Below are 12,011 nucleotides of genomic sequence, written 5' to 3'. Positions count from 1 at the left end.
CCGCCGGGTATGTTGGGGGGGGGTGGGGTGTAAATCTATTTTATTTCGCTTTGTTATTTGCTTGGCCCCCTTTCTCTCGCGTGGTTCGTGTGCTGGGGGGGGCGGGGGGGCGGGCGCCGCGACATTCTGGTCAAAACCTTTTCCCCCGCTCAGAACACCTGGCGGAAGATTACGAACAACACGAAGGCAAGACAGATGGAGGCTGGAAGGGTCAGTATCCAGGCCATCAGCATGTTGCGCACTGTCGACCATTGCAAGCCCGAACCGTTCGCCGCCATGGTGCCGGCAACGCCCGACGACAGCACGTGGGTGGTCGAGACCGGCAGGCCGAGATAGTCGGCCGATGCGATCGTCGCCATCGCCACAAGCTCGGCGGACGCACCCTGACCGTAGGTCAGATGGCTTTTGCCGATCTTCTCGCCGACGGTGACGACGATGCGCTTCCAGCCGACCATGGTGCCGAGGCCGAGCGCCAGCGCGATGGCGACCTTGACCCAGAGCGGGATGAACTTCGTCGCGTTGTCGACCGCCTTGTGATAGGTCGTCACCGCCTTCAGGTCGTCCGCCTCGATCGGCAGCAGCTTCTTCTTGTCGATCAGCTTCAGCGCTTCACCGATAAGATAGATGTTGTTGCGGGCGTTGCTGACCAGCGTTGTCGGCAGCTTTTCCACGGACGGATAGGGCGACAACATGGCGCTGGTGTCGTGGATGAAGCTCTGCAGGGCAGGCGTGGTCTCGTCCTTCCAGGTCTTGGTGCGAACGGCATCGCCGACCACGGTCGCCGCGTCGGTCACGGCGACGCCGGGCTTGACGTATTTGCCGAGTACCGTTTCGACCTGCGTCGCCGCGGACTTGTAAGCCTCGAGATAGTTTACGTCCGGTGTGCGGTTGAGCGCGAAGGCGGTCGGCACGACGCCGATCAGGATGAGCATGATGAGGCCCATGCCCTTTTGCCCGTCATTGGAGCCATGGGCAAAGCTCACGCCGGTGCAGGTGAAAATAAGCAGCGCCCGAATCCACAGCGGCGGCGGGGCGCTCGACTTTGGCGCGTCGTAGAGTTCGCGGTTTCTGACCAGCAGTTTCATCAGCAGAAGCAGCAGCGCTGCCAGGCAGAAGCCGACCAGCGGCGAGATCAGAAGCGACAGGCCGACATTGGACGCCTGCGACCAGTCGATGCCGCTGGTGACGGAGCCGGCCGGGGCCATGAACTGGTTGGCGAGGCCGACGCCGATTATCGAGCCGATCAGCGTGTGCGAGCTCGAGGCAGGCAGGCCGAGGTACCAGGTACCGAGATTCCACAGGATCGCTGCGACCAGCAGCGCGAAGACCATGGCCAGCCCCGCGCTCGATCCGACCTGAAGGATCAATTCGACCGGCAGCAGCGATATGATGCCGAAGGCGACCGCCCCGCTGGCGGTAAGCACGCCAAGAAAGTTGAAGAAGCCGGACCACATCACCGCGAGCTCGGCCGGCATGGAATGCGTGTAGATCACCGTTGCCACAGCATTGGCGGTGTCGTGAAAGCCGTTGACGAATTCGAAGCCGATCGCGATCAGCAGCGCCAGGCCAAGCAGGATCCACGGCACCGCGACGGTGCTGGTCAGGTCCTGGCCGAGCGCGCAGCCGACATAGGCAAGGCCGCCCAGAATGATGACGGCAAAGGCCGGCAGAAACCATTTGCCGGTGCCGTATGGCCGGTCGAGCGGATGCTCCGGCCTTGGAATTCCTGCTTCGCTTGAAACAATATCGACCATACCCCACTCCTCGTGCATTGCAGCAAAGAATGGGAGGACGCTAGGTCCGCACAATGAAGCCTGTGTGACGGCGGGGCGCTTTGAGACGAAGCAGAAAATGCTGGACGGGTTCCTGACCTATTCCGCGATCTCCAGCAGGGTCGATATCAGTAGCCGGCGCTCTTCGGCCGAGAGAATGTCCGAACCGAACAGGTTCATGCTGCGAAGCCCTTCGATGGCGAGATAGCAGACCAGCAGTGCCCTGAGGTTCGGCGTTTCGTCCTTTAGCCGCTCGAACACTTGCCGCCTGAACGATTTTATCGGTGTCAGGAAATCGGGATCCTCGGCAATCGCCGAAAAGATCCAGGACGCCGATGGTTTCGTTGCCTCGGCATGCTCGGCCGAAAGCCTGATATAGGCCGCAAGCGGGCTCTCGCCCCTGACGCCGTTCGTGCGAGCGGCCTCAAGCGCCTGTTGGAACGCGCTTAGATAATCCTCCACCAGCGCCTGCATCAATTTCGCCTTGGTCGGGAAATTGTAGAGAAGGCCACCCTTCGACACGCCGGCACGGCTGGCGACCGCATCCAACGACAGACTGCCAGGACCCGTCTCGCGCGCCACGTCGGCGGCGGCGGCGAGAATTTTCTCACGCGAATTTGCTCGGCGGGCCTTCATCAAGCGTTCCCCATACATTAGCTTAGGCGGAATTGACAAGACCGTCCAGACGGTACAGTAAGATCGCCATCATTTGAAATTGGGACCAGTCACAGGTATGTGTTCCGGTCGTCCGACCGTTATGCTGGGCCATGGCCGAGAGGACTGTTCGTGATCAAGCGCTTCCTAATTGCCTTCATTCTGCTCGTGCTGGTGTGCGGCGGCATCGTCGGCTTCAACCTGTTTCGCGACAATGCGATCAAACAGTTCTTCGCCACGATGAAGCCGCCGGCCGCGACCGTGTCGACGGTCATCGTCAAACCGATTTCGTGGACGCCCGGCATCCAGGCGATCGGCACTGTCAGTGCCGTACGCGGCGTCGACCTGACGGTCGAAACGGCCGGTATCGTCAAGGACATCCTGTTTCATGCCAATCAGAAGGTCGCCGCCAACGCCGTGCTGCTGCGGCTCGACGATGCCGTCGAGCGAGCCGACCTCGTTGCGTCGATGGCGCAAGCCACAGCCGACCAGACGACGCTGATGCGCGCTCTCGAGCTGCAGAAGCGCGGGGTCGGCACCGACGCTACGCTCGATACGGCGCAGGCGGCAGCCTCGGTCTCGACCGCGCAGGTAAACAAGCTGCAAGCGGTGCTCGATCAAAAACAGTTGACGACCCCTTTCAAGGGCACCGTCGGTATTCCGAAAATCGACCTTGGCCAGTATCTCACACCCGGCACCGCTGTGGTGACCTTGCAGGACTTGGATACGATGCGTGTCGATTTCACCGTGCCGGAGCAGCAGCTTCCGCAGCTGAAGATCGGACAGACGGTGCGGCTCGGCGTCGGCGGCGGCGACATGCCGTTCGCCGGTAGCATCCGCGGTATCGATCCGAAGATCGACCCGACGAGCCGGCTGGTGACGGTGAGAGCGGAGGTCGGCAATCCGGAAGGCAAGCTGACGCCCGGCCAGTTCGTCCAGGTGCGCGTCGAACTGCCCGAGGAGAACAACGTGCTGGCGCTGCCGCAGACAGCACTGACCTCCAGCCTGTACGGCGACTTCGTCTTCGTGGTGCGCCCGGCCAAATCCGCCGAAGCCAACGGCGCGGCCCCCGAGGCAAAGCCGGAAGAAAAGCCGGCTGCAGATGCTGCCAAGCCCGCAACCGAAGCACCCGCGGCAAGACCCGAAGAAAAGCCGGCCGCTACCCCAGCCAAACCGGCAGCGGAAGAACAGAAGCCGCAGCTCGTGCTCGCCCAGGTGTTCGTCAAGCCAGGCCGCCGCAACGCCGGCCTGGTCGAGATCCTGGAGGGCATCGAGCCCGGCGACGAAGTCGTTACCGCCGGCCAGAACCGACTCTCCAATGGCATGTCCGTTGCAGTCGACAACACGATCGATCCGAGCAAGCCGGGGAACCAGCAGGCAGCCCAGCGATGAGCTTTTCCGACCTCTTCATCCGCCGCCCGGTCCTTTCGACCGTGCTTGCCTGCATGATCCTGCTTTTGGGTTTTCAGGGCATTTTCAACCTTTCGATCCGGGAGTATCCAGAGGTTGAAGAAACGGCCATCACGATCACCACGGCCTATCCCGGCGCCAGCGCCGACCTGATCCAGGGGTTCATTTCCGCGCCGATCGCGCGTGCCGTCGCTTCGACCGAAAACATCGATTATGTCACGTCGGCGAGCCGGCCGTCGTCCAGCACCGTGACGGTGCAGATGAAACTCGGCTCCAACCCCGACGTCGCGCTGAACGAAGTCTTATCGAAGGTGCAGAGCGTTCGCGGCGATCTGCCGGACGAAACCAAAGACCCGGTGATCGTCAAAGGCACCGGCCAGCAGTTCGCGATGATGTACATCTCGATGCAGAATTCGAACATGACGCCGGAGCAGCTCACCGAATATATCGAGCGTGTCGTGCGGCCGCGCATGTCGACGGTCGAGGGTGTCGCCGACGTGCAGATCTTCGGCGCCGCCGAATATTCGATGCGCGTCTGGATCGACCCGATAAAACTGGCGGCGCGCGGCGTGACGGCGGCGGAAGTGCTGACCGCCATCAACGAATCGAATTTCCTCTCCGCGCCCGGCGATACCGAAAACGAATATGTGGCTTCCTCGATTACTGTTCGCTCGACCCTGCAGACGCCGGAGGCTTTCGCTGCTCTTCCGCTCCGCTCGAAAGACGGCAATGTGGTGAGACTGCGCGACGTGGCCCGCGTCGAGCTCGCCGCGGCGAACACCGACACCAGGGTCACCTTCAACGGCAAGCCCGGCATCTTTCTCGCCATCTTTCCGACGCCGGCCGCCAATCCACTGACCACCGCAGCGGCGATCCACAAGATTGTGCCGACCATCCAGGAGACGCTGCCGCTCGGCATGACGATCGAGATCGTCTACGATTCGACCGAGCAGATCAGCGCGTCGATCGAGGAGGTGTTCAAGACCATCGGCGAGGCGGTCGCCATCGTCATCGTTGTCATCCTGCTCTTCCTCGGCTCGTTCCGTTCGGTGCTGATGCCGATCGTGACCATTCCGCTGTCGCTGATCGGCGTCTGTTTCCTGCTGTTTTCTTTGGGTTATTCGATCAACCTTTTGTCGTTGCTGGCCATGGTGCTGGCGATCGGACTGGTTGTCGATGATGCAATCGTGGTGGTGGAAAACATCCACCGCCACATGGAAGAAGATGGTTTGTCGCCGATGCAGGCGGCGTTCAACGGCATGCGGGAGATCTCGTCCGCCGTCGTCGCCATGACGATAACGCTGGCCGCCGTGTTCGCGCCGCTGGCCTTCACCGGCGGCCTGACAGGCGCGCTGTTTCGCGAATTCGCGGTGACGCTTGCCGGCTCTGTGGTCCTGTCGGGTGTCGTTGCCCTAACCATCACGCCGATGATGTCGGCACGCATCCTGAGGGCCGGCTCGCACAGCCGCTTCCAGCGCATTGTCGACAATACGTTTGGGCGCGTCGAACACATCTATGAGCGGCTGGTCACCGGTTCGTTGAACTATCGCCCGGTGACGCTGATGATCGTCATCGCACTGGTCGCCACGACCGGCTTCATGTTCACCAAGACCTCGAGCGAACTGGCGCCGGAAGAAGACCAGGGCTTCTTGCTGTCTATTGTGAACGCGCCGCGCTATGCGACGTCGGACTACACCGAGACCTATGTGAACCAGATTCTCGGGCTGGTGAATGATATCCCCGAAACCAGGGCGCGGTTCTCCGCCGTCGCGTTCCAAGGCCCGACGAACAGCGCTTTCGTCGGCTTTGCGTTCAAGGACTGGGCCGAGCGCGCGCGCAGCTCGAAGGAACTTCAGGAAGACATCACCGCCCGCCTTGCCAAGGTTGCGGGCGTCGAAGCTTTCGTCTTCGCGCCGCCGACGCTGCCCGGGTCCGGCGGCGGCTTGCCGATAACGATGGTCGTACGCTCTACCGGCGACGCCTCGCAGGTGTACGAGGCGGCCGAAGACATCAAGAACAAGGCGCAAGCGTCCGGCCGCTTCATCGTCGTGCAGAATTCGATGACGTTCGACGCACCTCAAGTGACGGTGACGATCGACCGCGATCGCGCCGCGGCACTCAACCTGCCGATCGCCGACATCGGCCGGACGCTGACCCTCTTGGTCGGTGGCGCCGAAGTGGCGCAATTCGACCGCGAATCCAACAGCTACGACATCATCCCGCAGGTACCGCAGCAATTCCGCGACAATCCCGAAAAGCTGGGCGAGTATTTCGTGCGCAGCGTGTCGGGCGAGATGGTGCCGCTCTCGGCGGTGGTGAAGATCTCGACCAACGCGTCGCCGGCCGCCATCGAGCAGTTCAACCAGCTCAACTCGGCGACGATCTCTGCCTTGGCGCGGCCCGGCATCACTACCGGGGATGGGCTACAGGCGATCGAGGACATTGCCAAGCAAAGCCTGCCCGACACCTTCTTCATCGACTATACCGGCCAGTCGAGGCAGGAGAAGCAACAGGGCTACACGATCATCATCGCCTTCGCGGCGGCTGTGCTCGTCATCTATCTGGTGCTGGCGGCGCAATTCGAGAGCTTCCGCGACCCGCTGATCATCATGATGGCGGTGCCGCTCTCGATCTTCGGCGCGATCGTGCCGCTTAATATCGGGCTCGGCACGCTCAACATCTACACCCAGGTCGGCCTTATCACGCTGATCGGCCTGATCACCAAGCACGGCATCCTGCTGGTCGAGTTCGCCAATCAGCAGCGTGAAATGCACGGCATGCGGCGGCGCGATGCGATCATCGCCTCGGCCAAGGTGCGGCTGCGGCCGATCCTGATGACAACGGCGGCGATGGCGCTCGGCGTGGTGCCGCTGATCATCTCCAGCGGCGCGGGTGCCGCGGCACGCTATTCGATGGGCCTGGTGATCTTCACCGGCATCCTGGTCGGAACCATGTTCACGCTGTTCGTGGTGCCGATGTTCTATACCTTTATCGCCAGCAAGGACCTGCCGCATCACGCCGAAAAGCCCGATCCGAAGCTGATGCCGGTAATGCCGGATTAGGTGTTAATTAAGAAGGCCGGATTTCCGGCCTTCTTGGAAGCGAGGAGAGCGGCATCGCTCATTTGACGATGACGATGCTGGTGTTGGCCGGGCCGAAGACCTCGACGAGCTGGTAGAAATCGGCGGCGTTGTCCGGATGCAGGCGCACGCAGCCATGCGAGGCCGGCTGGCCGAGGCGCTTGATGGCGCTTGTCGCATGTACGGCGTAGCCGCCGCTGAAGAACACCGAATGCGGCATCGGGGCGTTGTCGTATTTCTTCGAGTACCACATTTCATGCATGCGGGTCGGCTTGAACGAACCGGTCGGCGTGACATGCGTCCTGTCGCCGGTCGAGACCTTCCAGGCGAATGTCGGCCGGCCGTCGACCAGGATTTCCATGGTCTGCTGCGACAGCGACACTCGCGCTACGATTTTGTTGGCGGCGGCATGGGCTGCGCCGTTGCCGGCACTGACAAGCAAGGCAGCACCGGTGACGACGGCGGCGGCGATGTTGATGAGCTTGGCGGAAATGGCTGTATGCATGATGTCCCCCTTGTTCTGCCGGTGGCGATCGGCTCAATTCGATGACCGGCTTATCGGGGCGTCGTGTTTCAAGCCGATTTCGCTAGATGCTCGTTTGTGTTTCGATTCTGTTTCCCCTGGTTAACAGAAAAGGTCCGTGCAAAGCAGCTTGCAGTTGCGCGACGTCTTCATGACGCTGGCGTATTTGCCTAAGCGGATCGGCCAAACCGCGGCACGAATCCGTGATGCTTTTCTTTTGAGAGGAATTCACCTCACTCCGAAACCGAGCTGCAACAAAGCGCGGCGTCGGCGGCATGATCCGGATACAGCGAACAGGCAAAGTTGACCTAACGAAAACAGCCGGCAACGAACGATCGGAAGCCAATACTGTTTTCGCCATGGTCTGGATTGGTCTGGACAGTTTCCAGCCTGCGTATCAACCGGCTCAAGCCCCCTGGCGGGGGCGGCTTGGAGCCGTTGAGGATGCGCGGCGCCTCCGGCAACTTGCAGCCGAGAGGACCGAAGGCCCGCGCCGCAACGGGGGGCTCCGCTGGCGGCGCGGGCGCTTCGGGGGGGTTCCCTGAAGTGCCCGCAAATTCCAATTTTGAGGAACGAACAGGATGAAAACGAAATTCGCCGCTTCCGTGCTTTCCGCCCTGCTTTACGTGCAGGGGCTGCTCGGCATTGCCGGCCTCGCCACCGTGCTGCTGAAGGAACGTGCCCATGCCGGCGAGATCAGCACGAACAGTGACATGCCGTCCGGCCCGTCGCTTCTCGTGGTGCGCTGAGGAAAGAGCATCGGACCCCAAGAGTGGAAACCGGTTTCGAAAAAATCCGATGCTCACAACAAAAGGTGGCTGTCCTGCATTCAATCGGCGAATTGCGTCGGCGGATCGAACCGGTACCCCGCCCCCCGTATGGTGGTGATGGTTTCGGTATCGAGCTTGCGGCGCAGTCGCACGATACGCGAATCGATCGACCGGTCGAAAGCTTCGGCATTTTCGGCGGGCGCGGCGGCGATGATGTCGTCCCGCGTCAGCACCTTGCGCGGGCTGGCCAGGAACAGCCTGAGCAGCGCCACCTGTCCGGGGGACAGCTGTTCTTCCGTGCCCGAGCGGTGCATGACGATGGCCGATCGAAGATCGACGGTGGCGTTCTCCAGCACGATCAGTTCCCCGGCGCTCCTGCCGCGCCGAGCCAGAAGGCGGCCGACGCGCGCGGCGAGCTCCCTGACATTGAGCGGGCTTTCGACGACGTCGGCGGCGCCAAGTTCGAGCGCCAGCACCTTGTCGACCAGATCGGCCGGGCGGCAGATCAGGATGAAATCCGGTCCACCTTCGCCGCCATGTCGCCTGAGCAGGTCGCGCCCCTCCGCCTGGCTGACGCTGTCACCGACAACCACGACATCGACACCCTTTTCCGAAAGCAGCGATTCGGCTTCCCACGGCTGTCGCGCCGCGCGAACGTCATGCCCGCGCCGCTTGAGATGATCGGCGAGATCGGTCGCGACTACTTCAGCGACGGAAACAAGCGCGATGACGGATCGTGCAGCCATGTTTTTCTACCCCGCAGACGGCAACCCAAGAAGAGTGCTGGACATCATGTTTATACCCAATTTACTTTCCGCTGAAAGCGGGAGCGAAGGCATCGTGCGGGCACGAATTGTCATTGTCGAGGACGAGCCGGACCTGAGGGATGCGGTCGCCGAATATCTCGGCGCCAGCGGCTATGATGTGGCCACGGCCGAAAGTGCGGCGGCGGCGCGGGACCTTTTGGAAACGCAGTCCTTCCATCTGGCCATTCTCGACATCGCTATGCCGGGCGAGGACGGCCTGTCGCTCGGCCGCTGGATGCGGTCGAAAATGCCGATCGGCATCATCTATGCGACGGCCGCCGGTACCGCGCTCGACCGCATCGTCGGACTGGAACTCGGCGCTGACGATTACATGATCAAGCCTTACGAATTGCGTGAAGTGCTGGCCAGGGTGCGCAGCGTGCTGCGTCGCGTTCCGGAGCCGACCGAGCCACAAATGGCCAAGGCTGAAACATCCGGCGGCCGCCGGTCCGTGAGCTTCGGCCCGTTTCACGCCGATCTCGACGGCAGGCTCGTCACCGGCGCCAACGGCGCGGTCATCGACATGGCCAAGAGCGAGTTCGACGTGCTGGAGGTGTTCCTGACGCGCGCCAACCGGCTGTTGACGCGGGCGGCGATCTCCGAGGCGATCGGTTTCGTCGAGGACCCGGAATCATCCCGCGCCGTCGACATCCGCATCATGCGGCTGAGAAAGAAGATCGAGGCGGATCCGGCCAATCCGAAATTCCTGCGCACGGTGCGCGGCGAAGGCTATATCTTCTCGCTGCCAGCCGGTGAAAATAACTAAGGCGCGGCGGCTTGGAGCAAGCCACACGGCTAGGAAATGACGGCTGACAATGACGGCTGAAACAATACGCGCGAACGTGCAGGGCGCCAGGCAGGGCGCGGCGATGGCGGCCGTGCATGTGGTTCGCCGGCTGCGCGAAGCCGGTGACTGGCAGCGCGAGATGGAGGGTATTCTCCAAACGCTTTGCGAAGCCATCGATTGTCACCGTGGCATCCTGTTTCGCCTGCGCGAACTACCCGGCCAGGGCTTCGCCCAGTCGGTCGCCGCTCATTGGATCGCCCCCCGGTTTGGCGGCGAGCTGGCGTCACCAACAGTCATCATGCAGTCGGTCGTCGATTCGGATCCATTGCTGGAACGGCTGGCGGAGGACGAACGTCAAGGCAAGATCTTCGCGGGGCACACACGCGATCTCGATGGCTTTCTGCGGACGGATTTCGAAAAGCAGAACATCAAGTCGTTCCTGTCGGTGTCGGTCTTTTCGCACGGCAATTTGTGGGGCACGCTGGCGGTCAACGACTGCGTCGACGAACGCGAATGGACCGACCAGGAGGAGGCGGCGCTGCACATGGTGGCACTCGCCATCGGCGACGCCATCGAACGGTCGCCCTCCGACGCGCATGCCAGCGACGTCATTCGCCGCACCATGCTGCAGGCCTCGCTCGACGCCATCATCGTCATCGATGAGACCGGCTCGATCATCGAATTCAATCCGGCCGCCGAGAAGATGTTCGGCTATCGGCGCAGCGATATCCTCGGCAAGGACCTGCTCGATACGGTCGTGCCGGAATATTATCGCAAGGGGTATGCGTCGGGCGCCGAATACATGTCGGGCCGCGGCGCGCCGATGGTCGGCCAACGGCTTGAAACGGTCACCCAGAATGCCGCCGGTGAGGTTTTTCCGATCGAGTTGACGGCAACCGAGATGCGGGTCGCCGATCGCCAGCTGATCTTCGGCTCCATCCGCGACCTGCGCGACAAGTTGCGGGCTGAGGAGGAAATCAACCGCCAGCGCGAAAAACTGCACCAGAACGAGAAGATGGCGGCCATGGGCTCGCTGCTTGCCGGCGTTTCGCACGAGCTCAACAATCCGCTGGCCGTTGTTGTCGCCCAGTCGACGCTGTTGCACGAATTCGCCGCCGATCCGCAGACCAAGGTGCGCGCCGAAAAGGTGCGCGCGGCTGCCGAGCGCTGCGGCCGTATAGTCAAGAGTTTCCTATCGATGGTCCGCCTGCACCCGGCCGCGCAAGCCGAAACGGACCTCAACCAGGTGATCCGCGCCGCACTCGAAGTGACCGCCTATGGCGCACGATCGAGCGGCATCATCATCGACACCGATTTCGCCAGCGGCCCGCTGCTGGCCATGGTCGATGCCGACCACGTTACGCAGGTGGCCGCCAACTTCCTCATCAATAGCCAGCACGCCTTGGCCGGCATTGCCGGCGACCGCCGGATCAAGGTCAGGACGTTTCGCAGCGACCGCGGCAATCCCGGATTCTCGGTCGAGGACAACGGCCCAGGTGTCCCGGAAGCGATACGCTCACGCATATTCGAGTCCTATTTCACCACCAAGCCGGTCGGTGTCGGTACCGGCATCGGCCTGTCGATCTCGAAATCGATCATCGAGCGGCACAATGGCAATATCTGGTTCGAGGAGGTTTCGCCGAGAGGTGTGCGTTTTGTCGTGCAGCTGCCGGCGATCGCGGCCGGCGCGGCCGCCGCCGGCGAAGCTCCGTCGCGGTCGAGCGGCTTGCGTCACGCGCTGATCATAGACGACGAGCCCGACGTCGCGGCGTCGCTGTCCGACATTCTGGAGTTGATGGGCATCAAGTCGCGGATCGTGCCGGCCTGGGTATCGGCCGCCGCGACGCTGAGCGGCCATGTGCCGCCGGACATCGTTTTTTCCGATTTGCGCATGCCCGGAGCCAGCGGCACAGCCGCCTATCGCGAGCTACTCGCCGAACTGCCGGGTCTGGCGCGGCGCTTCGTGCTTGTCACCGGCGATCTGATCGGCGCGAAAGGCGAGATCGAGGCGTTGCCCGCGCAGCAGCGGCCGCCAATCCTCGAAAAACCGTTCAGCATGCTGGACGTTCGCGGTGTGCTCTCGGCCATTGCCGAGCAGGTCGCTCTGGGCGGCTAGATGTTTAGTCCCGGCCGCATTTGCTGGAGCGGATCAAGCTTGAAGCGTTCTGGCTGTGCAGCCCATGCCTTGCAAATGAACTCGTAGGGCGTG

The 12,011-nt window shown here is 62.4% G+C and carries 9 protein-coding genes; 5 read left to right on the top strand and 4 right to left on the bottom strand.

All coding sequences use genetic code 11. The annotated features are described in order from the left end of the window. Positions 1-149 precede the first annotated feature (149 nt). Together AC0L2P_RS13855 and AC0L2P_RS13850 are read right to left on the bottom strand one after the other, a co-directional pair. Positions 150-1,754 (bottom strand): inorganic phosphate transporter, encoded by a 1,605-nt coding sequence (locus AC0L2P_RS13855; protein WP_473501819.1) that lies wholly within the window; start codon positions 1,752-1,754, stop codon positions 150-152. 117 nt (positions 1,755-1,871) lie between these two features. Beyond that, the gene (locus AC0L2P_RS13850; protein ID WP_473501818.1) at positions 1,872-2,408 is read right to left on the bottom strand and encodes a TetR/AcrR family transcriptional regulator; all 537 of its coding nucleotides are present in this window, start codon (positions 2,406-2,408) and stop codon (positions 1,872-1,874) included. Positions 2,409-2,558: 150 nt separating this feature from the next. Between AC0L2P_RS13850 and AC0L2P_RS13845 the strand changes: the two genes are divergently transcribed. After that, positions 2,559-3,818 carry an efflux RND transporter periplasmic adaptor subunit gene (locus tag AC0L2P_RS13845; RefSeq protein WP_473501817.1) on the top strand — a complete coding sequence of 420 codons (1,260 nt, stop codon included), beginning with the start codon at positions 2,559-2,561 and terminating at the stop codon, positions 3,816-3,818. After that, positions 3,815-6,898: an efflux RND transporter permease subunit gene (locus AC0L2P_RS13840; protein ID WP_473501816.1), complete on the top strand. Its 3,084-nt coding sequence runs from the start codon at positions 3,815-3,817 to the stop codon at positions 6,896-6,898. The genes AC0L2P_RS13845 and AC0L2P_RS13840 overlap by 4 nt, the downstream gene beginning before the upstream one ends. Before the next feature lie 58 nt (positions 6,899-6,956). On the opposite strand, the gene AC0L2P_RS13835 is transcribed toward AC0L2P_RS13840, so the two are convergent. Continuing rightward, a complete protein-coding gene (locus AC0L2P_RS13835; RefSeq protein ID WP_473501814.1) occupies positions 6,957-7,421 on the bottom strand; it encodes a L,D-transpeptidase in 465 nt (154 codons plus the stop codon). Positions 7,422-8,020: 599 nt separating this feature from the next. Here AC0L2P_RS13835 and AC0L2P_RS13830 point away from each other — a divergent pair. Beyond that, positions 8,021-8,188, top strand: coding sequence for a hypothetical protein (locus tag AC0L2P_RS13830; RefSeq protein ID WP_473501813.1), 168 nt, complete (start codon positions 8,021-8,023; stop codon positions 8,186-8,188). A gap of 80 nt (positions 8,189-8,268) precedes the next feature. Here the strand turns inward: AC0L2P_RS13830 and AC0L2P_RS13825 are convergent, their stop codons facing one another. Next, a complete protein-coding gene (locus AC0L2P_RS13825; protein ID WP_473501812.1) occupies positions 8,269-8,955 on the bottom strand; it encodes a winged helix-turn-helix domain-containing protein in 687 nt (228 codons plus the stop codon). 46 nt (positions 8,956-9,001) lie between these two features. On the opposite strand from AC0L2P_RS13825, the gene AC0L2P_RS13820 reads away from it, so the two are divergent. Continuing rightward, complete coding sequence (locus AC0L2P_RS13820; RefSeq protein WP_473502021.1) at positions 9,002-9,781, top strand: response regulator; 780 nt, start codon at positions 9,002-9,004, stop codon at positions 9,779-9,781. 49 nt (positions 9,782-9,830) lie between these two features. After that, the gene (locus tag AC0L2P_RS13815) at positions 9,831-11,918 is read left to right on the top strand and encodes a GAF domain-containing sensor histidine kinase (protein WP_473501811.1); all 2,088 of its coding nucleotides are present in this window, start codon (positions 9,831-9,833) and stop codon (positions 11,916-11,918) included. The last annotated feature ends 93 nt before the right edge of the window (positions 11,919-12,011 follow it).

Source organism: Mesorhizobium sp. WSM4836 (assembly GCF_055811815.1).
Note: the sequence above shows the minus strand (reverse complement) of the source record. Positions and strands in the feature narration are given on the sequence as shown.

Bases quoted from the DNA above. Each gene is read 5' to 3' on its own strand.
- AC0L2P_RS13815 (WP_473501811.1), top strand. From the start codon at position 9,831: ATGACGGCTGAAACAATACGCGCGAACGTGCAGGGCGCCAGGCAGGGC.
- AC0L2P_RS13820 (WP_473502021.1), top strand. From the start codon at position 9,002: ATGTTTATACCCAATTTACTTTCCGCTGAAAGCGGGAGCGAAGGCATC.
- AC0L2P_RS13835 (WP_473501814.1), bottom strand. From the start codon at position 7,421: ATGCATACAGCCATTTCCGCCAAGCTCATCAACATCGCCGCCGCCGTC.
- AC0L2P_RS13830 (WP_473501813.1), top strand. From the start codon at position 8,021: ATGAAAACGAAATTCGCCGCTTCCGTGCTTTCCGCCCTGCTTTACGTG.
- AC0L2P_RS13825 (WP_473501812.1), bottom strand. From the start codon at position 8,955: ATGGCTGCACGATCCGTCATCGCGCTTGTTTCCGTCGCTGAAGTAGTC.
- AC0L2P_RS13850 (WP_473501818.1), bottom strand. From the start codon at position 2,408: ATGAAGGCCCGCCGAGCAAATTCGCGTGAGAAAATTCTCGCCGCCGCC.
- AC0L2P_RS13840 (WP_473501816.1), top strand. From the start codon at position 3,815: ATGAGCTTTTCCGACCTCTTCATCCGCCGCCCGGTCCTTTCGACCGTG.
- AC0L2P_RS13855 (WP_473501819.1), bottom strand. From the start codon at position 1,754: ATGGTCGATATTGTTTCAAGCGAAGCAGGAATTCCAAGGCCGGAGCAT.